Annotated in this window: 19 protein-coding genes and 2 pseudogenes; 10 read left to right on the top strand and 11 right to left on the bottom strand. The window is 73.2% G+C overall.

The genetic code is table 11. The annotated features are described in order from the left end of the window. Positions 1-19 precede the first annotated feature (19 nt). A complete protein-coding gene (locus tag ABT114_RS30570) occupies positions 20-427 on the bottom strand; it encodes a CoA-binding protein (RefSeq protein WP_351146111.1) in 408 nt (135 codons plus the stop codon). Between the two features lie 175 nt (positions 428-602). On the opposite strand from ABT114_RS30570, the gene ABT114_RS30565 reads away from it, so the two are divergent. The 5 genes from ABT114_RS30565 (at position 603) to ABT114_RS30545 (ending at position 7,026) form a co-directional block, all read left to right on the top strand. Next, positions 603-1,331, top strand: coding sequence for a hypothetical protein (locus ABT114_RS30565; protein ID WP_351146110.1), 729 nt, complete (start codon positions 603-605; stop codon positions 1,329-1,331). Then, a complete protein-coding gene (locus ABT114_RS30560; protein WP_351146109.1) occupies positions 1,328-1,873 on the top strand; it encodes a SixA phosphatase family protein in 546 nt (181 codons plus the stop codon). Before ABT114_RS30565 ends, ABT114_RS30560 begins: the two co-directional genes overlap by 4 nt. Positions 1,874-2,141: 268 nt before the next feature. Continuing rightward, positions 2,142-2,768 carry a YigZ family protein gene (locus tag ABT114_RS30555; RefSeq protein WP_351146108.1) on the top strand — a complete coding sequence of 209 codons (627 nt, stop codon included), beginning with the start codon at positions 2,142-2,144 and terminating at the stop codon, positions 2,766-2,768. Positions 2,769-2,875: 107 nt separating this feature from the next. Then, positions 2,876-4,039, top strand: a complete 1,164-nt coding sequence (locus ABT114_RS30550) for an exonuclease SbcCD subunit D (RefSeq protein ID WP_351146107.1) — start codon at positions 2,876-2,878, stop codon at positions 4,037-4,039. Next, the gene (locus ABT114_RS30545) at positions 4,036-7,026 is read left to right on the top strand and encodes an AAA family ATPase (protein WP_351146106.1); all 2,991 of its coding nucleotides are present in this window, start codon (positions 4,036-4,038) and stop codon (positions 7,024-7,026) included. Before ABT114_RS30550 ends, ABT114_RS30545 begins: the two co-directional genes overlap by 4 nt. Here ABT114_RS30545 and ABT114_RS30540 read toward each other — a convergent pair. Then, a complete protein-coding gene (locus ABT114_RS30540; RefSeq protein WP_351146105.1) occupies positions 7,020-7,466 on the bottom strand; it encodes an Lrp/AsnC family transcriptional regulator in 447 nt (148 codons plus the stop codon). The genes ABT114_RS30545 and ABT114_RS30540 overlap by 7 nt on opposite strands. A gap of 149 nt (positions 7,467-7,615) precedes the next feature. Between ABT114_RS30540 and ABT114_RS30535 the strand changes: the two genes are divergently transcribed. Further along, entirely contained in the window at positions 7,616-8,095 is a 480-nt protein-coding gene (locus tag ABT114_RS30535; protein WP_351146104.1) for a rhodanese-like domain-containing protein, read from the top strand. A gap of 31 nt (positions 8,096-8,126) precedes the next feature. Here the strand turns inward: ABT114_RS30535 and ABT114_RS30530 are convergent, their stop codons facing one another. Then, positions 8,127-8,807 carry an ATP-grasp domain-containing protein gene (locus tag ABT114_RS30530; RefSeq protein WP_351146103.1) on the bottom strand — a complete coding sequence of 227 codons (681 nt, stop codon included), beginning with the start codon at positions 8,805-8,807 and terminating at the stop codon, positions 8,127-8,129. Positions 8,808-8,993: 186 nt separating this feature from the next. Here ABT114_RS30530 and ABT114_RS30525 point away from each other — a divergent pair, with 186 nt between their 5' ends. After that, entirely contained in the window at positions 8,994-9,509 is a 516-nt protein-coding gene (locus ABT114_RS30525) for an immunity 21 family protein (RefSeq protein ID WP_351146102.1), read from the top strand. Between the two features lie 166 nt (positions 9,510-9,675). Next, positions 9,676-10,566 carry an SDR family oxidoreductase gene (locus ABT114_RS30520; protein WP_351146101.1) on the top strand — a complete coding sequence of 297 codons (891 nt, stop codon included), beginning with the start codon at positions 9,676-9,678 and terminating at the stop codon, positions 10,564-10,566. A 10-nt stretch (positions 10,567-10,576) separates the two neighbouring features. Here ABT114_RS30520 and ABT114_RS30515 read toward each other — a convergent pair whose 3' ends face one another. Then, positions 10,577-12,268, bottom strand: coding sequence for a DUF885 domain-containing protein (locus ABT114_RS30515; protein ID WP_351146100.1), 1,692 nt, complete (start codon positions 12,266-12,268; stop codon positions 10,577-10,579). Between the two features lie 62 nt (positions 12,269-12,330). Continuing rightward, positions 12,331-12,834 carry an Lrp/AsnC family transcriptional regulator gene (locus tag ABT114_RS30510; RefSeq protein WP_351146099.1) on the bottom strand — a complete coding sequence of 168 codons (504 nt, stop codon included), beginning with the start codon at positions 12,832-12,834 and terminating at the stop codon, positions 12,331-12,333. A gap of 60 nt (positions 12,835-12,894) precedes the next feature. On the opposite strand from ABT114_RS30510, the gene ABT114_RS30505 reads away from it, so the two are divergent. Beyond that, positions 12,895-14,109, top strand: a complete 1,215-nt coding sequence (locus ABT114_RS30505; RefSeq protein WP_351146098.1) for a trans-sulfuration enzyme family protein — start codon at positions 12,895-12,897, stop codon at positions 14,107-14,109. A gap of 120 nt (positions 14,110-14,229) precedes the next feature. On the opposite strand, the gene ABT114_RS30500 is transcribed toward ABT114_RS30505, so the two are convergent. The 6 genes and pseudogenes from ABT114_RS30500 to ABT114_RS30470 form a co-directional block, all read right to left on the bottom strand. After that, complete coding sequence (locus ABT114_RS30500; protein ID WP_351146097.1) at positions 14,230-15,627, bottom strand: GNAT family N-acetyltransferase; 1,398 nt, start codon at positions 15,625-15,627, stop codon at positions 14,230-14,232. A gap of 223 nt (positions 15,628-15,850) precedes the next feature. Next, positions 15,851-16,272 (bottom strand): annotated as a pseudogene (locus ABT114_RS30495) (DUF6493 family protein); the annotation flags it as partial. Beyond that, a pseudogene (locus ABT114_RS50690) lies at positions 16,256-16,648 on the bottom strand (hypothetical protein); the annotation flags it as partial. The pseudogenes ABT114_RS30495 and ABT114_RS50690, both read right to left, overlap by 17 nt. Positions 16,649-16,799: 151 nt before the next feature. Then, positions 16,800-18,386 carry an alkaline phosphatase D family protein gene (locus tag ABT114_RS30485; RefSeq protein WP_351146096.1) on the bottom strand — a complete coding sequence of 529 codons (1,587 nt, stop codon included), beginning with the start codon at positions 18,384-18,386 and terminating at the stop codon, positions 16,800-16,802. Between the two features lie 115 nt (positions 18,387-18,501). Beyond that, positions 18,502-18,780 (bottom strand): hypothetical protein, encoded by a 279-nt coding sequence (locus ABT114_RS30480; RefSeq protein WP_351146130.1) that lies wholly within the window; start codon positions 18,778-18,780, stop codon positions 18,502-18,504. Between the two features lie 151 nt (positions 18,781-18,931). Then, positions 18,932-19,762: an alpha/beta fold hydrolase gene (locus ABT114_RS30470; RefSeq protein WP_351146095.1), complete on the bottom strand. Its 831-nt coding sequence runs from the start codon at positions 19,760-19,762 to the stop codon at positions 18,932-18,934. A gap of 496 nt (positions 19,763-20,258) precedes the next feature. Between ABT114_RS30470 and ABT114_RS30465 the strand changes: the two genes are divergently transcribed. Beyond that, positions 20,259-21,017, top strand: coding sequence for a GntR family transcriptional regulator (locus tag ABT114_RS30465; protein ID WP_351146094.1), 759 nt, complete (start codon positions 20,259-20,261; stop codon positions 21,015-21,017). Positions 21,018-21,036 lie beyond the last annotated feature (19 nt).

The raw sequence follows: 21,036 nt of genomic DNA, 5'->3' as shown, positions 1-21,036 counted from the left end.
AGCCGGGCCCGCCCCCCTCCTAGCGCAGCGCCGGGATCTCGATCGCCGGGCAGCGGTTCATCACCATGTCCAGGCCCGCCGCACGGGTGCGGTCGTACGCCGCCTCGTCGACGACGCCCAGCTGGAACCAGACCGCCCGCGCGCCCTTGCCGACCGCCTCGTCGGCGACCGTTCCGGCGAGGTGGCTGTTGACGAAGACGTCGACGACGTCCACCTCGAAGGGGATGTCCGCGAGGGACGCGTAGCCCTGCTCGCCGTGCACGGTCTCCGCCTTGGGGTGGACGGGGACGACCCGCTTGCCGAAGCGCTGGAGCACCTCGGCGACGCCGTACGCGGCGCGGCTCCGGTTCGACGACAGGCCCACCACGGCCCAGGTGTCACCGAGCTCGGTGAGGATCTTGCGGATCGTTGCCTCGTCGCCGTACACCGGCGGCCTCCTATGGACAGGGGAACTGACTGGGAAAGAGACGCTGTCGTGGGGGTCAACAGCGGACGGTGTGCGGGGATTCCGGGCCGGTCCGCCATACTCCCGGCGCGGGCTCCGTGTCCTGAATCCACACAGCCTGCCTGCGTATCGGCGTCCGTCCGCCTACGCTCACCCCGTGCTTCGCATCATCGACGCCCGTACCGGCGAACCCGTCGACGCCGCCCCCGTCCGCCGGGGCCTGACCCGTGTCGAGGCGCACGCGCCGGGGTTCGACGCCACGGCCCTGCGCGTGCTGCTCGTCACCGACCTGCTCGTACGCGCCCTGGAGCTCGGCGGGACGCCGGTCTGGGCGCTGCTGACCGCGCCGCGCGACCAGGCCGAGCTCCGCGCGAGTGCCGCCGCCCTCGGTGTCCGGCCCTTCGAGGAGGGGCGGGACATCGGACCCGGGCTGGGCGAGGCCCAGGTCCTCCACGTGGTGGGCGAGGGCGGTGCCGTGCCCGACGGGGTCCGCGTCGAGGTCGCGCCCGTCCTGTCGGCGAAGGCCGGCGTTCCTGAGGGCACCGATCCGTCAGTCCTTCGGCTGGCCCTCCTCGGTCTCCGGCGGAGCGCGCCCGTACGACTCGGACCGGCCACCCTCACGGACGCCGACCGCACCCTCGGGCGCTGGCGCCGCGCGGTCGCCACCTGGGCGACCAGGCCGTCCAGGCCGGTCCCCGACGAGGTGCGTGGACGGCTCCGTACCGCCTGGGAGGACGACCTGGACGTACCCGAGGTCCTGCGCGTCCTGCGGTGGGTGGAGGAGGCCGGGCCGGACCTGCCGGACGGCGCCCGCTTCGAGACGTACGCCTACGCCGACCGGCTCCTCGGCCTCGAGCTCACCCGCGACCTGGGAGCTCCGGCATGATCGCGCGCGCCGGAGCGGGACCGCTGCGCCGGCTGGTCGTGCTGCGGCACGCCAAGTCAGCCTGGCCGGAGGGCGTCCCCGACCACCGGCGGCCCCTCGCCCCGCGCGGCCGCCGGGACGCCCCGGCCGCGGGCCGCGCCCTCGCCGAGGCCGACTCCCTGCCCGATCTCGCCCTGTGCTCCACCGCCCTGCGCGCCCGCCAGACCTGGGACCTCGCCGCCGCCGAGTGGGGCACCCCGCCGCCGGTGCGGTACGACCCGAGGCTGTACGGGGCCGACGCGCTGGATTTGCTGGAGGTGGTGCGTGAGACGCCCCCCGAGGTCGAGACACTGCTGCTGGTCGGGCACAACCCCGGCCTGGAGGAGCTGGTCCTCGACCTGGCCGGTGAAGGCCTCGACGGAGCGCTGGACGAGGTCCGCGTGAAGTTCCCCACCTCGGCGATCGCGGTCCTCGCGTGGCACGGCGCCACCTGGCGGGCCCTCGCCCCGGGCACGGCCCTGCTGACGTCGATGACCGTGCCGAGAGGGAAGAAGCAGGGCTGAGCGCCGGGCCGGCCCACGTGGACGTACGGCCGCCGGTCCGGGTGCGGCTCCGCGCGGCGCAGCACCTCGCGGGTGACCGGCGCGACCTCGCCCTCGCCGAAGATCAGGAAGCGCCCACGTGCGTGCCGGTCGTGCCGGTGTCTCCCTGTCTCCTCGTGATCGGCGGGGGCCTGCCGGGCTCCCGGACGACGACGGAGGGCGTACCCACCACCTCGCCGCCCGCACCCGCGACGCGGGCGACCGCACCGACTGCGCATAGGCTGGCCGGATGCAGGACGAGTACCGCACAGTCGCCCACGCGGGCGTGCACGAGACCGAGGTCAACCGTTCCCGCTTCCTGTGCGCGCTCGCCCCGGCGGCCACCGAGCAGGAGGCCCAGGCCTTCCTCGCCGCCGTCCGCAAGGAGCACGCCGACGCCACCCACAACTGCTGGGCCTACGTCATCGGAGCCGACGCCTCGGTCCAGAAGGCCGGCGACGACGGCGAACCCGGCGGCACGGCAGGGGTCCCCATGCTCCAGATGCTGCTGCGCCGCGACATGCGGTACGTCGTCGCCGTCGTCACCCGCTACTACGGTGGCGTCAAGCTCGGCGCGGGCGGACTGATCCGGGCGTACGGCGGCGCGGTCGGCGAGGCCCTGGACGCCCTCGGTACCCTCACCCGGCGGCGCTTCCGGCTGGCCACGGTGACCGTCGACCACCAGCGGGCGGGCAAGGTGCAGAACGACCTGCGGTCGACCGGGCGCGAGGTACGTGACGTTCGTTACGGGGAGGCGGTCACCATCGAGATCGGGCTGCCGGACGCCGATGTGGAGGCCTTCCGGGGGTGGCTCGCGGATGTGACGGCCGGGACGGCGGGGTTCGAGCTGGGCGGCGAGGCGTACGGGGACGCTTGATGAATGGCGCTTTCTCCTCATAACGTACATATGGGTGGCCGGTCGTGACGGGTTGATACGGGAGTAACCGCCCGTGATGTCAGACCCGGCCGTTAACCTCGGGGATCATGCGACTGCTGCACACTTCCGACTGGCATCTAGGCCGCGCGTTCCACCGGGTCAACATGCTCGGGGCCCAGGCCGAGTTCATCGGCCACCTCGTCACGACCGTGCGCGAGCACGCCGTGGACGCCGTGGTCGTGTCGGGAGACGTGTACGACCGGGCGGTGCCGCCGCTCGCCGCGGTCGAGTTGTTCGACGACGCCCTGCATCGCCTCGCCGACCTCGGCGTGCCGACCGTGATGATCTCCGGCAACCATGACTCCGCCCGCCGACTGGGGGTGGGCGCCGGGCTGATCGACCGCGCGGGCATCCATCTGCGGACCGAGCCGTCGGCGTGCGGGACACCGGTGGTGCTCTCCGACACCCACGGCGATGTGGCCTTCTATGGGCTGCCCTATCTCGAACCCGCCCTGGTCAAGGACGAGTTCGGTGTGGAGAAGCCGGGACACGAGACCGTGCTCGCCGCCGCCATGGACCGCGTCCGCGCCGACCTCGCCACGCGCGCGCGTGGCACGCGTTCCGTCGTCCTGGCCCACGCCTTCGTCACCGGCGGCGAGGCCAGCGACAGCGAGCGGGACATCACCGTCGGCGGGGTGGCCGCCGTGCCCGCCGGCGTATTCGAGGGCGTGGACTACGCGGCACTGGGTCACCTGCACGGCTGCCAGACCATCACCGAGCGCGTGCGCTACTCCGGCTCCCCGCTGCCGTACTCCTTCTCGGAGTCCGGCCACCGCAAGAGCATGTGGCTCGTCGACCTGGGCGCCGACGGCACGCTCACCGCCGAGCGGATCGACTGCCCGGTGCCACGGGCGCTGGCCCGCGTCAGGGGCCCGCTGGAGGAACTGCTCGCCGATCCGGGGCTCGCCCGGCACGAGGAGGCGTGGGTCGAGGCGACGCTCACCGACCCCGTCCGCCCGGCCGACCCCATGGCCCGGCTCACCGAGCGGTTCCCGCACACGCTGAGCCTCGTCTTCGACCCCGAGCGGGCCCCGGACGACCCCGGCGTGTCCTACGCCACGCGGCTCGCCGACCGCAGCGACCAGCAGATCGCGGAGGACTTCGTGGCGCACGTGCGCGGTGCCGGGCCCGACGAGCGGGAGCGGATCGTGCTGCGGGACGCGTTCGACGTGGTGCGCGCGGACGAGACCGTGCGGGAGGTGGCCCGGTGAGGCTCCACCGCCTGGACATCACCGCCTTCGGGCCCTTCGGCGGGGCGCAGACGGTCGACTTCGACGAGCTGTCCGCCGCCGGGCTCTTCCTGCTGCACGGCCCGACCGGCGCGGGCAAGACCTCCGTCCTCGACGCGGTCTGCTATGCGCTCTACGGCTCGGTCCCGGGCGCCCGCCAGAGCGGGCAGGGCCTGACGCTGCGCAGCGACCACGCCGCGGTCGGCACCCGCACGGAAGTCCGCCTCGAACTGACCGTCGCCGGGAGGCGGTTGGAGATCACCCGGCAGCCGCCCTGGGAGCGGCCCAAGCGGCGCGGCTCGGGTACGACCCTGGACAAGGCGCAGACATGGCTGCGCGAGTACGACGCCGTCGCCGGCTCCTGGAAGGACCTCAGCCGCTCGCACCAGGAGATCGGCGAGGAGATCACCCAGCTGCTCGGCATGAGCCGCGAGCAGTTCTGCCAGGTCGTGCTGCTGCCGCAGGGCGACTTCGCGCGGTTCCTGCGCGCCGACGCAGAGGCCCGCGGCAAGCTGCTCGGCCGGCTGTTCGACACGCAGCGCTTCGCCGAGGTCGAGAAGCGCCTCGCCGAACGCCGGCGGGCGACCGAGGCCCAGGTGCGCGAAGGGGACGCCGCGCTGCTGGCGGACGCACACCGTATGCAGCAGGAGGCGGGCGGCGCCATGGAGCTGCCCGAGCTGACACCCGGGGAGCCGGGCGTGGCCGAGGCCGTGCTGAGTGCCGCCGCCGTCGCCCGCAGCACCGCCCGCGAGGAGCTGGCGGTCGCGCACTGCCGTCTCTCCGCCGCCGAGTCCGCGCAGGCCGCCGCCGAGCGCGCGCTGTCCGACGTACGCGAAGTGGCCCGGTTGCAGCAGCGGTTCGCACAGGCGCGGCAGCGGGCCGCGCTGCTCGAGGAGCGGGCCGACGCGCACCGGGGTGCGCAGGTGCGCATGGAGCGGGCGCGCAAGGCGGAGGCGGTGGCGCCGGCGCTGGAGCTGCGGGAGGCCGCCGACGCCGAGCACCGACGGGCGGCCGGTGCCGAGGCACGCGCGCGTGCACAGGTGCCGGAGACCTTCGCGGAAGCCGGTGCGGCGGGACTCGCGGCCGCCGCGCGCCGGGCCGCCGAGGAACTGGGCGGGCTGGAGTCGGCCCGCCGTGCCGAGCACCGCCTGACCGAACTCGCCGCCGAGCGCGCCGGCCTGGACCGCCAGGAGCGCGCCGACGACGACGTCCTGGCGGAGGCGGAGAGCTGGCTCGGTGAGTGGGAGACGACCCGGGCCGACCTTCAGGGTCGTATCGAGTCCGCCCAGGAGGCCGCCACCAAGGCCGAGCAGCTCGCGGTGCAGCGCGAGCCCGCGCAGAAGCGGCTGAAAGCCGCCCGGCTGCGCGATCAGCTCGCCGGGGACACCGAAGAGGCGCAGAAGCGGGCACTCATCTCGGAGAAGCGGGCGATACAGGCCCGCGCCGACTGGCTGGACCTGAAGGAACAGCGGCTGAACGGCATCGCCGCCGAACTGGCCGCGAACCTCCAGGACGGCGAACCCTGCGCCGTCTGCGGCGCCACCGAACACCCCGCCCCCGCCCGCAAGGTCGCCGGACACGTCGACCGCGAGGCGGAGGAACGAGCCCTGGCCGCCTACCAGAGCGCGGAGGAGCGGCACGCGCAGGACGAGCGGCGCCTGGGCGTCGTCCGGGAGGCGCTGGCCGCCGCCACCGCCGAGGCGTCCGACACCCCGACCGAGCAACTGGACCGACAGTCCGAAGCGTTGGAGCGGCAGTATGCCGAGGCGCGCCGCGGCGCCTCCGGGCTGCACGCCGCGAACGAGCAGCTGAGGCACGCCGAGCAGGAGCGCGAACGGCGGACCGCGGTGCGGCAGGAGGCGGCCGTGCGAGCCGCCTCCCGGGTCGGCCACCGGGAGCGGCTGGACCGCGAGAAGGCCACGCTGGAGGAGGAGTTGACCCAGGCCCGGGGTAGCGCCGGCAGCGTCGCCGCGCGGGCCGCCCAGCTGGAACGGCAGGTCGCCCTCCTCACCGACGCGGCCGACACCGCCCGCACCGCCGCGGACACCGCGCAGCGGCTGAAGCACGCCGACGCGCGCCTCGCCGACGCCGCCTTCCGCGCCGGGTTCGACACCCCGCAGGACGCGGCCGCCGCGCTCCTCGACGACGCGGCCCACCGCGAGCTCCAACGGCGCCTGGACGCCTGGCAGTCCGAGGAGGCCGCCGTACGCGCCGTGCTCGCCGAGGCCGACACCGCGGCCGCCGCTCAGCAGCCGCCCGCCGACGTCACCTCGGCCGAGCGGACCGCCGCGGTGGCGGGCCGGCGGCTGCGCGATGCCGCCTCCGTGCGCGACGCGGCCGCCCGGCGCTGCGCCGAACTCGACCGGCTGTCCGCGCGTGCGGCCACCGGGGTTCGGCGCCTGGCGCCACTGCGCGAGGAGTACGACCGTGTCGCCCGCCTGGCCGGCCTCGCCGCGGGCACCTCGGCCGACAACGAGCGCAAGATGCGCCTGGAGTCGTATGTGCTGGCGGCCCGCCTGGAACAGGTCGCCGCCGCCGCGACCGTGCGGTTGCAGCGCATGTCGTCCGGCCGCTACACCCTCGTCCACTCCGACGACCGGGCCGGACGCGGCCGCAGCGGGCTCGGCCTGCACGTCGTCGACGCCTGGACCGGGCGTGAGCGGGACACGGCGACGCTGTCGGGCGGCGAGACGTTCTTCGCCTCGCTCGCCCTGGCGCTCGGCCTCGCGGACGTCGTCACCGACGAGGCCGGCGGGGTCCGCCTGGACACGCTCTTCATCGACGAGGGCTTCGGCAGCCTCGACGATCAGACCCTCGACGAGGTCCTCGATGTGCTCGACTCGCTGCGCGAGCGGGACCGCAGTGTCGGCATCGTCAGCCATGTCGCAGATCTGCGGCGGCGGATCCACGCGCAGCTGGAGATCGTGAAGGGCCGGTCGGGGTCGGCGGTGCGGCAGCGGGGTCAGTGACCGAGCGGGCGCCGGGGGAGCGGGGAGGAGTAGACGACGCTGGTCGTGACCGACCCCAGCGTCCCGATCTTGCCCGACACCTCCTCCAGGTGCCGCATCGAACGGGCGGCGACCTTGATGATGAAGCAGTCGTCGCCCGTGACGTGATGCGCCTCGAGGATCTCGGGCGTGACGGCCACCAGGTCGTGGAACGGCTTGTAGTGGCCGTTGGGGTAGCGCAGCCGTACGAACGCCAGGATCGGCAGGCCCAGCTGCTCGGGGTCCACGACGGCCGCGTACCCCTGGATGACGCCCGCCTCCTCCAGCCGCCGCACCCGCTCGGTCACCGCGCTCGCGGACATCGACACGGCACGCGCCAGGTCGGCGAAGCTGGCCCGGCCCTCGCGCTGGAGGACCTCGAGGATGTGCCAGTCGGTGGCGTCCGGGGAATACGCGGTCATGACGGAGAAATAGCAGGTGAATCCCCGGCGGAGCAAGGTCCACGCCGGGGAATGCCCCTTCAGGAAGATGATCAACGACCGTAGATTTCTGGTCATCGGGAACCATCACTGAAAGTCACCGCTGAAAGTCACTACTGAGAGGCCCCACGATGACTGCCGCGACAGCCGTCAACCCCGTCCTGCGCGTCGCCCCCGCCGCCCCGGCCGAGGCCGCCGCCTACTTCCGCGCCAGCCTCGTCTTCCATGCCGACGTCTCCGACGTCGCCACCGCGCTCGCGGCCGGCGGGGACCCCGGCTTCGTCGTCCTGGACTCCCGCTCCACGGAGTCCTGGGACCAGGGCCACATTCCCGGCGCGGTCCACCTGCCGACCGCGCTCATCCCCGAGCAGGCCGAGCAGCTCCTCGACAAGTCCGTGCCCGTCGTGACGTACTGCTGGGGACCCGGCTGCAACGGCGCCACCCGAGCCGCCTTCGCCCTCGCCGAACTCGGCTACCAGGTGAAGGAGATGCTCGGCGGATTCGAGTACTGGGCGCGCGAGGGCTTCGCGTACGAGACCTGGGAGGGTCCCGCGCGCCGGGACGCGGACCCGCTGACGGCGCCGGTGGACGCGGAGGACTGCGGCTGCTGACGCAGCGGGGAGTTCAGCGCGCGGCGAGGACTCAGTCCCGTATCACCGCCGGTGTCGGACGCCGGAAGCGGCGGTCCGCCGGAGCGAACTCCCCTTCCGGGCGGGCCGCGCGCAGCACTACGTCCAACGCGGCGTCCACGTCGCAGGCGTAATGCCCGCTGGCCCAGGCGGCGTTGGCCTCCACCACCGCCCAGCCCGAGTCGGCGAGCAGCCCCACGTCCACGACGACCGCGCTCGGCAGCCCCCTGTCGGCCAGGTGCCCGGCGAAGGACAGCACCTCGGACCGGCGCGGGTCCGCCGCCAGCGGCGCCACGTCGAGTTCGCCGCCCGCTGCGTACCGGCTGGCGGTGCGGACCTCGCCGTCCAGGAGGAACAGCCGGTACTCCAGGGCGAATGTCACGACGTCGCTCACCAGCACGGGCACGTCGTCGTCGACCGCGTCGGGCCCCGGCAGCCGGCTCCCGTCCGGGTAGACGCGCGCGGGGAAGCTCTTGTCGTTGGGCGGCTTCACGAACGCGGGCCGCCGCAGCTGCCGCGCCGCGCCGATGGTCGTGAACTCGACGTCCCGCAGGGTGAGTTCGTGCGGCAGCCGGGCGAGCCAGTCCTCCGGCGCCTCCAGCAGCCCGAGCCCCAGCTCCCGCGCCACGGCGTCCGCGAACAGCGGTCCGGCGTACAGCGAGGCCCCGGCGGACGCGCGCTCGCGTACGGGCACCCGCCAGTCGTGCAGCGTCTCGACACGCGTGCCGCGTCGCCGTGCGGCGTCCGCGAGGGCGTGTCCGGTCGCCGTGACGCGCGGGGAGAGGAAGGGTCCGGGTGGTCATGGGAGTAGAGAGTGGCGTACGAGTCGCCTTTGGGAACAGTGAATTCGTGGGACCCCTGTGCGTGTAGGTTCTGCGGCATGGTGCGATACGCGGATCCGGACGCGGTGGAATGGGTGGAGTCGGGCGGCGGGCCGCTCATAGCGGTGCCGGAGACGGTGCTGCCGTTCTGGGCGGGTGCCGACGGGGACGAGACGGTCTCGGACTATGACCGCGCGTGTGAGATCGACGCGGCGGTCGGCCTGCTGCCCGTCGGGGACAGCGCGGCCCTGGTCCTCGGCGACGAGCCCGCCGCCACCGCCTACCTCCCCGACCACGGCACGTTCGTACGCTGGTACGCCGCGGACTCGGCGGAGGAACTCCTCGCGGAGCTGCCCGAAGCGCTCGTCACGGCGTCCTGGGAGTCCGAGGTGAACTGGAACGTACCCGGCACGGTCCTCCTGTTCGACGCGGCCTGGCCCGGCAACGACTGCGCGCGGACCGACCATGTGAAGATCTCGCTGCATCCCGGCCGGTACGCCGTGCGCGCGGCCCAGGTGCAGCCGGGCCCCGAAACCTGGCTGGGGCTCGTACAGCTGCGGCGGCTGCCGGACTGACCGGTAGGCGGGGGCGGCGTGGGGCGGCTGCCGGGTTGATCGGTGGGCGGGGGCGGCGTGTGGCGGCTGCCGGGGTGGTCGGTGGGCGGGGACGGCGCGCGACTGCCCCCGAACCCATCCGTAATACGAGTGCGCCGGCCCCGCACGATCACCATCATGGTCGTCCATGCCACGACTCCCGCACCCCGCACCCGAAGACCTGCGCCGTGACCCCCTGCCCCTGCGCGGTCGCACCGCCCTGGTCACCGGGGCCAGCAGGCGCGACGGCATCGGGCACGCGGTGGCCCGGCGGCTCGCCGCGTACGGGGCGAGCGTCTATCTGCACCACCACGTTCCGCACGACGCCGCCATGCCCTGGGGCGCCGACCGGCCCGAGGACGTGACCGCCTCCGTACGCGCGGCGCTCGGCGACCCGCAGGCCCGGGTCGTCGCGGGGCCGGGCGACCTCTCCGACCCGGCCGCGCCCGCCGAACTGATCGCCACCGCCGCCTCGGCGCTCGGCGGACAGCTCGACATCCTCGTCGCCAACCACGCCCTCAGCGGCTCCGACGGCACCCTCGACGCGATCGACGCCACGATGCTCGACGCGCACTGGGCGGTCGACGCGCGCTCGGTGCTGCTCCTCGTCCAGGCCCACGCCCGGCTGCGCTCCGCGTTGCCACCGCGAACGCCGGGCGGGCGTGTGGTGATGATGACGTCCGGTCAGGACATCGCGGGCGGCATGCCCGGCGAGATCGCCTACGCCCTCCAGAAGGGCGCGCTCGCCTCCATCACCCGCTCCCTGTCGACCACGCTCGCCGAGCACGCCATCACGGTCAACACCGTCAACCCGGGCCCCGTGGACACCGGTTACCTGACCGGCGACGACCACACGGCCGTCGCCGCGCGCTTCCCCGCCGGCCGGTGGGGCCGGCCCGACGACCCCGCCCGCCTCATCGCGTGGCTGGCCACGGACGAGGCGATTGGGGTCTCCCCTGCTCGAACGAAGTTGAGAGCTTGGGGAAGGGTCACGGGTCAGGTCATCGACTCGGAGGGCGGCTTCCGGAGAGCAGGGTGAGCCCCGCGCGTCAGAGCTGAGACAGCTCGTCCACCAGGTCGTCCAGGCCGAGGGACCCCTGGGACAGGGCAGCCATGTGCCAGGCCTTCAGGTCGAAGGCGTCGCCGTGCCGCTTGCGGGCGTTCTCACGGCCCAGCAGCCAGGCCCGCTCGCCGAGCTTGTAGCCGATCGCCTGACCGGGCATCGTCAGATAGCGGGTCAGCTCGCTCTCCACGAAGTCCGCCGGGCGGCTGCTGTGCGCGCCGAAGAACTCCTGGGCCAGCTCCGGAGTCCAGCGCTCGCCCGGGTGGAACGGGGAGTCTCCGGGGATCTCCAGCTCCAGGTGCATGCCGATGTCGATGATGACGCGGACGGCCCGCATCATCTGCGCGTCCAGGTAGCCGAGCCGCTGTTCGGCGTCGGTGAGGAAGCCCAGCTCGTCCATCAGCCGCTCCGCGTACAGCGCCCAGCCCTCGGCGTTGGCGCTCACCCCGCCGAGGGTCGCCTGGTAACGGGAGAGGTTCGCGGCGACGTGCGTCCACTGCGCGAGCTGCAGGTGATGGCCGGGGACGCCCTCGTGGTACCAGGTGGAGACGAGGTCGTAGACCGGGAAGCGGGTCTGGCCCATCGTCGGCAGCCAGGTGCGGCCCGGGCGCGAGAAGTCCTCCGACGGCGCGGTGTAGTAGGGCGCCGCCGCCCCGCCGGGAGGCGCGATGCAGGACTCCACCTTCCGTACCCGCTCGGCGAGTTCGAAGTGGGTGCCGTCCAACGCGTCGATCGCCTGGTCCATCAGGCCCTGCAGCCAGTCGCGGACCTCGTCGACGCCCTCGATGTGCTGGCCGTGCTCGTCGAGGTGAGCGAGCGCCACCCACGGCGTCGCGGCGCCGGGCAGGATCTTCTCGGCTTCCTGCCGCATCTCGCCCAGGAGACGGTGGTATTCGGCCCAGCCGTACGCGTACGCCTCGTCCAGGTCGAGGTCCGTGCCGTTGAAGTAGCGCGCCCAGCGGGCGTAGCGCTCACGGCCCACGGTGTTCGGCGCGCCCTCGATCGTCGGCGCGTACACGTCGCGCATCCAGTCCCGCAGCTCCACGACGGCGGCGGTCGCCCCACGGGCGGCCTCGTCCAGCTCCGCGCGCAGCGCCTGCGGGCCGGCGGCCACGAAGTCCTCGAACCAGCCGTGGCCGTCGCCGTCGGTGTCCGACCACTCGGTGAGCTGTCCGACGAACGTGGCCGTCGGACGCGGTGCCGCGTACAGCTTGCGTTCCAGCCCGAGCGCGAGGGACTCGCGGTAGCCCGCCAGCGCCGTCGGCACCGCGCGCAACCGCTCGGCGATCGCCGTCCAGTCCTCCTCCGTCTGCGCCGGCGTCACGGTGAACACCTCGCGCACCGAGTGCGGCGCCGTGTGCAGGTTGCCGACGGCGCGCAGGTGTTCGTCGGCCTCGTGCACGGCGAGCTCCGCGGTGAGCCGCTCGCGCAGCAGGCGCCCGCAGCGGCGCTCGATGTCACTGTCCGCGCCCGGCTGCCGCTCGGCCTCGTCGAGCAGGGCGAGCGTCGTCCGGGCCAGTTCGGCGAGCGCATCCTGTCCGGCCGGTGAGGTGTCGGGCAGACGGCTCGAACTCTCCTTCACTCCGAGGTAGGTTCCGGTGATCGGGTCGAGGGCGATCAGCTCGTCGACGTAGGCGTCGGCGACCTCGCGGGGCAGCTGGCTCTTGGTCTCTGACATGCGGACATCCTCGTACGGATACCGGTGCCGCGTCAGCCCGGTTTGCCGCGCCATGTGCGGCGTCAGTCCGATTTCGCTGAGGGCGTCTCCGGCGGGCCTGGTGGGAGCAGCGGCCCGCAGTCCCACTGCTGGAAGATCAACCGGGTCTCCACGCGGGCCACTTCCCGCTGTGACGTGAACTCGTCCAGCACCAGCCGCTGCAGATCAGCCATGTCCGCGACCGCGACATGGACGAGATAGTCGTCGGGGCCGGTGAGGTGGAACACGGTCCGCGCCTCCGGCAGCGCCCGGATCCGCTCCACGAACGGCCCCACCAGCTCCCGCCGATGCGGCCTGACCTGTACCGACAGCAGCGCCTGCAACCCGCGCCCCAGCTTTGCCGGATCCACCCGCAGCTGATGGCCGAGGATCACCCCCGCGCGGCGCAGCCGCGTCACGCGGTCCAGACAGGTCGACGGCGCGACCCCGACCTGCGCGGCGAGATCGCGGAACGTCGTCCGGGCGTCGTTCTGCAACAGCCGCAGCAGGTGAAGGTCCACCGGATCCAGTACGACAGATTCGGCCATTGGCCGAACGTAGCACGGTGTTCGAATACGGTGCCCCGGCCGGTGTTCACCCTTGCGTCCATGGACTCAGCGAGCACGTTCGCGCCGTACGACGACGTACACACCCCATCGAGAGCACTGGCCACCGAGGCCGTGCACGCCGGACGGGACGACCTCGCCGGCCAGGGACTGCACGCCCCGCCGATCGACCTGTCCACCACCTACCCCTCCTACGACAGCCGTGGCGAGGCCGCCCGCATCGACGCCTTCGCCGCGACGGGCGCCGAGCCGGAGGGCCCGCCGGTCTACGCCCGCCTCGGCAACCCCACCGTCGCCCGCTTCGAGAGCGCCCTGGCCCGGCTGGAGGGCACCGAGAGCGCGGTCGCGTTCGCCAGCGGCATGGCCGCGCTGAGCGCCGTGCTCCTGGTACGGGGGTCGATGGGCCTGCGCCATGTCGTGGCCGTGCGCCCGCTGTACGGCTGCAGCGACCACCTGCTGACCGCCGGGCTGCTCGGCTCGGAGGTGACCTGGACCGACCCGGCCGGCATCGCGGACGCCCTGCGCCCGGACACGGGCCTGGTCATGGTCGAGACCCCGGCCAACCCCACGCTCGCCGAAGTGGACCTGCCGGCCGTCGCCCACGCCTGCGGCTCCGTTCCGCTGCTCGCGGACAACACCTTTGCCACGCCCGTCCTGCAACGCCCCGCGGAGCAGGGCGCCCGGCTGGTGCTGCACAGCGCCACCAAGTACCTCGGCGGGCACGGGGACGTGATGGCGGGCGTCGTGGCCTGCGACGAGGAGTTCGCCGGTCAGTTGCGCCAGGTCCGGTTCGCCACCGGCGGGGTGCTGCATCCGCTGGCCGGCTATCTGCTGCTGCGCGGCCTGTCGACCCTGCCGGTACGGGTGCGGGCCGCCTCCGCGAACGCCGCCGAACTCGCCCGCCGCCTCGCCGCCGATCCGCGCGTCGCCCGCGTCCACTACCCGCGCATCGGCGGCGCGATGATCTCCTTCGAGGTCCACGGCGACCCGCACGAGGTCATCGCCGGCGTCCGCCTGATCACTCCGGCGGTGAGCCTCGGCAGCGTGGACACACTCATCCAGCACCCGGCTTCCATCAGCCACCGCATCGTGGACCCGGCGGACCGGCGGGGCGCCGGTGTGGGCGACCGGCTGCTGAGGCTGTCGGTGGGACTGGAGGACGTCGAGGACCTGTGGGCCGACCTGGACGGGGCACTGGGCGAGACGGCGACGGCGGATCGGGCCGCGGTGGCAGAGCAGGGGGCGTCCGTCGTCTGAACCGTGCTGACCGCAGCGCCCCGAAGGGGCGCGGGGCTGTGTCGATATGCGGCTCCGCCGCGTGGGCGCGACCAGCCACCGACGGCCCGCAGGTTCATCACCGCGCCCCCAGCGGAGCGCCTAGTCGCGCACGATCCGCTCCCCGTACCGCTGCTGCCGCTCGTAGGGCAGCCCCGCCTCGACCGGCACCGCGTCCAGGCGTGCCGTGATCACCAGGGTGCCCTCCTCGATCTGGTAGTCGAGGGGGAGTCCGAGGCCGCGCATCGCGGCGACCATGCCGCTGTTGGAGGCCCGCGTCACGGCGTACACGCTCTCGCAGCCGGCCTCGACCGCCATCGTCACCAGGCGGCCGAGGAGTTCGGTGCCGATACCTCGCCTCTGCCACTCGTCCTCGACGAGCAGCGCTACCTCCGTCTCGTTCCCGTCCCACAGCAGGTGGCCGAGACCGACGATGCGCCCGGACGAGGTCTGGACCGCGAGCGTCCGTCCGAAGCGCGGGCTGAGCAGGTGGTTCAGATAACGGTCCGCGTCGCCGACCGGCCCGTGGTAGCGCATCGCGAGGGTCCGTGCCGAGCACCGCTCGTGCATGTCCTTCGCGGCCTCCAGGTCACCGGTGTCGGCCCGGCGCACGGTGATGTCGTTGCCCTCGGGCAGCGTCAGCACATCCTCGCTGAGCGGAACGCGCGGACCGAGCCTGGCGTCCAGCTCCACCAGCGCCCGCGCCCGGGCGAACTCGGTCGGCGTGAAAGGCAGATACGGCCGTTCCACGGTGATCACTCCGCCTTCCGGCGCCCGCAGCCGCATCACTGTGTCCTCGAGAGCCCCCTCTACCGGTACGCCGTCCACCCCGCGGCCCTTGTCCAGCGGCGAGGCGGGCAGCGACCGGATGGTGCACCGGCCCAGCAACTGGCGCAGCGCGAGCGGGAGTTCGGCCGCGTCCAGCGCGGTGCGGGTGGCCAGGCCGAGCACCCGGGTCGGGACGTCCACCAGGTCGTGCGCGTCGGCCCGCTCGATCCAGGTCGAGGCGCCGCCCGCCTGTGCCACCGCGCGGCTGATCTCGGCCGCGGGCAGCTCGCCGGGTGCCCGCAGCAGGAACTCGTCCACCGTTCCCTCACCCAGCGGATGCGTCTGCAGGCTCAGGATGTCCACCCGCAGTCCGGCCAGCGCCGTGCACAGCGTCGCCAGTGACCCCGGTTCGTCCTTCACCGTCGTCCGCATCCGCCACAGGGAGCTCTCCCCGCCCGTGGCCTGAACGGCCACGGCCGACGGGACGGACGGCCCGGTCTGCCGCTCGCCGGAGCGCGGCCGGGCACCGGTATCGGTCTCCGGAGGCGCGTGACCGTGGTGGCGTGCCCACCATGTGTGGAATCCCGCCGTGGCCGCGAGGACGACCGCCGAGATCACCAGCAGCGCCGGACCGTCGGGGCCGTGCCCGATCAGGTTCGCCACGGCGTCCGCCACCGCCACGGCCGTGAAGAGAGCGGCGAGTTCCACCACGTCCCTCCGCCAGTGGTGCACGGGGCGACCGTGTTTCGCACGCGTCACATCAGACATGTCTCGATTCATGCAGCCACTGTGAAGGGCGCGTGTTGCGTGATCACGAACGCTTTGTGACTGGGCGGTAAAGACAAGATCTGCACCTTTTACAAGCTTTTTTGCCGTTGTGTTGCAGTAGTAGGCCGGCTGGGAAACGCCCCAGCTCAGAGGCGGTGGCCAGGCGCGACGCCGTAGGGGGACCACGTCATGCGGCCACCTCCTCGGTCAGCGCACCGCGTAGCCGCCGGGCCTGCGTCTCCACGCGGGAGGAGCCGCGCCGGGCCGCCGCCTGCGCCAGGTGCGGCAGATCGCCCCGCGCCCCGGACCGTTCGGCGCACTCCGCGGCCACCGTCAGCAGCTCCCCGAGCCCGCGGGCCGGCCCGGCAGCGTGTGGCCGAGCATTCCCCAGATGGTGGCGTTGGCCCCCGTGGCAGCCGCCGTCCGCATCGAGTCGGCCAGCCGCTGTGGCTTCACGGCGCCGCGCCGGACCAGCTCTCCGAGGTCCGTGCCCAGTCGGGCCGCCTCCAGCTCACCGCGCGCCGCCGGCACCAGCAGCGCGTCGAAGGCGGCGAGCCGGTCCTCCGCGTGCCGTGCGCCGAGCCCGTACGCCAGGCACAGGTGCACGGCTGGCCGGGAAGTCCTCCTGGAACTCCTGCAGTTCAGCGGACTCGACCAGGATGCGGGAGGCGCGCAGGTGGAGCGGATCGTCCCCGCCGATCCGTGACAGGGCCTCGCGCAGCGGGTTGTTGACGTCGACGTTCGTCGTGCCGTGTCCCACCTGGCCGCCGTCGAGGCCCGCGTCGAGAACGTCCAGGCGCGCGTACACCCCGCCGCAGCCGGAGAAGGACTCGAAGCGCAGCCGGTCGCCGTTGCCGGTCACCACCGGGTACCAACCGGCGTGGGCAAAACCGCAGGTAGCTGACCAGCTGACCTCCGCCTCCTGCGTTGCCGCTCCCGCGATGCAGTGTTGATCAAGGGCCACAGGGTTGCTCGGCGCGCCCATTTACCTGCCCCACGGCGGGCGCCGAAGCCGCCCTGGATCGCTGACCTGCGAAAACCTTGTCACGATGGGCAAGTTGAAGGACGCTGCGGTGCCGCGCACCGGGGGATGACGCCGGTGCGCGGCACACGTCCGAGGGTACGGGACTTCGGACCTACTGCCCGACGCGTCCCGGCTGGAGAACCTGGGTGAACAGCACGGTGCCGTCCTGCTCGCGCAGCCGCACCGTCAGCTCCCCGCTGTCGCCGTCGATGTCGACCTCGCCGAAGAACTGGTAGCCGCCGGCGGGCGATACGTTCGAAGCGGTCGGTGCCTTTACGAACACCCGTTCCGGACCGAAGGTGTTGTCCAGCGCGCTGGCCGGGAAGGCACCGGCGTTCAGCGGGCCCGAGACGAACTCCCAGAACGGCTCGAAGTCGGTGAACGCCGCCCGCGACGGCTGGTAGTGCTGGGCCGAGGTGTGGTGCACGTCTGCCGTCAGCCACACGGTGCCGGTGATCCGCCGGTACTTGATGTACCGCAGCAGCTCGGCGATCTGCAGCTCACGGCCCAGCGGCGCGCCCGGGTCGCCCTGCGCCACCGCCTCGATGTTCGGCCTGCCCTCGGTGGTGTCGGGCACGACCAGGCCGAGCGGCATGTCGGCGGCGATGACCTTCCACACCGCACGCGACCGCGACAGCTCCCGCTTGAGCCACTCCAACTGCTCGCTGCCGAGGATGCCCTGCGGGTCCACGGTCTGGTCGTCGGGGGAATTGGCGTTGCGGTACGTCCGCATGTCCAGCACGAACACGTCGAGCAGCGGTCCGTGGCGCATGACCCGGTGGACACGGCCCTCCTTCGCGCCCGGCCGCAGCGTCGAGATCGGGAAGTACTCGCCGAACGCCCGCCGGGCGCGCGCCGCCAGCACGTCGACGCTCTTCTCGGCGTAGCGGGTGTCCGAGTCCGCGATCACCTCGCCCGGGTACCAGTTGTTGCGCACCTCGTGGTCGTCCCACTGGATGATCGACGGCACCTGGGCGTTGAACCGCCGCAGGTTCTCGTCGAGCAGGTTGTAGCGGAAGTTGCCGCGGAACTCGGCCAGGGTCTCGGCGACCTTGGCCTTCTCCTCGGTGGTGATGTTGCGCCACGTGCTGCCGTCGGGCAGCGCCTGCGTCGCCGAGATGGGGCCGTCGGCGTAGATGTTGTCGCCGCTGCACAGGAAGAAGTCCGGATCGAGCTTGGCCATCGCGTCGTAGATGCGGTAGCCGCCAAGGTCGGGATTGATGCCCCAGCCCTGTCCCGCCAGGTCCCCGGACCACAGGAAGCGCACGCCGGGCCGGCGACCGTGCGGCACGGTGCGGAAGGTGCCGGCCACCGGCTCGCCGGTGCGGCGCGGGTCGTCCGGGTCGGCGAGCAGGACGCGGTAGTGGATCTGCTCGCCCGAGGGCAGCCCGTGCAGCCGCGTGGTGCCGGTGAAGTCGGTGTCCGTGCCCAGCAGCGGGCCGTGCCATCTGCGCGGGTTGCGGAACGACTCGGTCGCGGACGTCTCGACGATCATCCGGGCCGCACGGTCGGAGCGGACCCACACCAGCCCCGAGTCGGACGTCGCGTCTCCCGTCTGCACGCCCCAGCCGGCCTGGGGGCGCCCCGACAGGGCGAACGCCGGCGCGGCACCGAGGCCGGCGGGCACGGTCAGGGCCGCCGACGCGGCCAGCGAGCCGCGCAGCACGCTGCGGCGGCCGGGGAACGGACGGTGTGACATGGGTGCGCCTCCTGGAACGGGAACCGGCCGGTGTGCAGTGCCACAACTACTGGTGCGCCGCAGCGCACACGGAAACCAGAAGTGAACAACTGGCCGTCGGGTGCGATCCCCCGAATCACGGGAACTGGCGAGCGATCCTCCCCCGAGTCACGGGAACCGGTGCGCGACGCCCCCGAATCACGCGGTGGCCGCCCAGGCGCAGCCCCGGCGCGAGGGACTTGCTGACCGAACCCGCGTAGAGCACGCGCTCCGGGTCGAGTCCCTGGAGCGCGCCCACGGGAGCCCGGTCGTAGCGGAAGTCCGCCGCTCTGCTGTGGCAGGCGGCGGTCGTCACCGTCGTCGGCTTCGTGTGCTGGTACATGGGCATGCAGCGGATCGGCGCGGAGCGTGCCACGCTGTTCTCCGGCCTCATCCCCGTCGCGGCCGCCTGGACCGCCCCGCTCGTCGGCACCGGCTCCTACGGCGCCGCCCAGGCCGGGGGCAGCGCCCTGGTCGGCGCTGGAGTCGCCCTGGGATCGGGCGCGTTGACCGCGGTACGGCGCGGGTCAGCGGCTTCCGTCGAGGATGACGCGCGCGACCAGGGCCGGGTCGTCGTTCATGGGGCAGTGCCCGCAGCCGGGCAGCCGCACCAGCCGGGCCCGGGGGATGATCTGCTTGGCGCGCACGCCCTGACGGCGCACGAGCAGCCAGTCCCTGGTACCCCAGGCCACGGTGACCGGGAGCCCGGGGATGTCGTCGGTGAACTGGACGGCGCCGCCGGCCCGGAGGGTCGCGTCGAAGCCCGTGGCGCGTGCCAGCGCGAGCGTCTCGGCGACCACGGCCTCGGGTGAACGGCGGCCCGGGCGGGCGTAGATCGTGCTCGTCAGCGCCGTACGGCCGGCCGCCGTGCGCGACAGCCGCTCCACCACCGGCAGTGGCAGCCGCTGCGAGATCTGCCGCATCGCGATCAGGACGCCGAACGCGTAGCGCCGCTCGGCCTGCGACCAGAACCCGGCGGGGGACAGGGCCGTGACGGACCGTACGCGCTTCTCGCGCCCCAGATCGAGGGCCAGCAGGCCCCCCAGGGAGTTGCCCGCCACATGGGGGCGGTCCAGCTCCAGCGCCTCGCAGAAGGCAGCGAACACGGCGCTCGTCGTGGGCAGGTCGTAGGCGAGGCCGTCAGGCAGGCCCGGGGACGCGCCGAAGCCGGGCAGATCCACGGCGATCACGTCCCGCTCGGTGGCGAGGATGTCCACCACGGGGTCCCAGGCCTGCCGGTGGTGCCCTATGCCGTGCAGCAGGAGCAGCGGTTCGCCGCTGCCCACGCGCGCGTAGGAGACGGTCACGCTCTGCGGGCCCTGGGGGGAGGGAACCGTGAAGGAGACGGTGGCGGACATGGGGGTGCTCCTCGTCTGGGACTCACTGACGGACGCCGTAGACAGCTTGTCAGCAATTGCTACCGGCGGGTAGCCCCCAGTCGTCGAGCGTATCGCGACACCTCGGGCCCTCAACGGGCCCTGCGCACCTCCAGGTTGAAGTCCGCGTGCCCGATGCTCCGGTTGAGCTCGAGCCGGCGCGGCCGACCTCGCCCGTGCCCAGTACCGCGTACCGCCTGGCTTCCTCCCGCCACCGCCACCGTCGTGGCCGCCACCGCCGGCCCCCAGCAGTCCCGGTGATTCTTCACGGCAGGGGCTTTGCCGGGATGTCACGAATGTGGCCCCGCACGAACGCCCCGTGAACGCTGCACGGCGACGGCCTGTGTGACGGCCACGGGATCGAGGATTGGTATTGACCAAGGGTGGAGGCCGTCCTATGGTCGCAGAGAAGTGCAACAACCTTTAATAAACAAGGGCGCTAAAACGCCGCCGGACCACGGCGATTGCGGAGGACAGGGTGGGGACCACGCAGCTGGAAACGGTGCCGGAACCGAAGTACTGGCACCTCAGGACCGTGCTCAGTGAGGCATTGGACTCCGAGTTCTCCGTGGGCGAGATCCTGCCCAACGAGCGGGACCTCGCCGCCCGCTTCGGCGTCGCCCGCGCCACGCTCCGCCAGGCCCTGGAACAGCTCGAGCTGGAAGGCCGGCTGCAGCGCCGCCGCGGCGTCGGTACGACCGTCGCCCCGCCCCGCGTGGGCGTGGCCGTCGGCACCGAGCAGCATGCCTGGCCGGGAACGGCCGGCGATGCCTGGCAGCCCGTCGACTCCACCCTGGCGGTCCCGCCCGCGGCCGTCGCCGACGCCCTGGAGACCGGCCGGGACGAAGCCGTGCACACGGTGCGCCGCTCCCGGATGACTCACGGCCAGCCCGTCGCCGCCGAGCTGCTCTACATCCCGCGGACGTCGGTGCCCGACCTGTCCGCCATCGCCCCGTCCGGACCGGCACGCGCGCGTGCCGTGCTGCGCGAGCTGCAGCGCCAGGAGCTGGAGGGGCAGGACAACGCCGTGGAGCTGGGCTCGGCCCGCGCCGACGACGCCAAGGAACTGGACCGGCTCCCCGGCGCCCCCGTCCTCGTCGTCACCACCCGCTTCCTCGCCGGGGGCCGCACCGCCGCGCTCTCCGTGGCGACCTACCGCGCGGACACCTGCCGGCTCACCTTCGGCGCCTCGGGCGGCGTGGAGATCCATCACAGGCCGGAGCGGCAGGCCTCCTGACCGACGTCCTGCCCGCGCC

Source organism: Streptomyces sp. NPDC002088, from assembly GCF_040296605.1.
Classification (GTDB): domain Bacteria; phylum Actinomycetota; class Actinomycetes; order Streptomycetales; family Streptomycetaceae; genus Streptomyces.
This window is presented reverse-complemented; position numbering and strand designations above follow the sequence as displayed.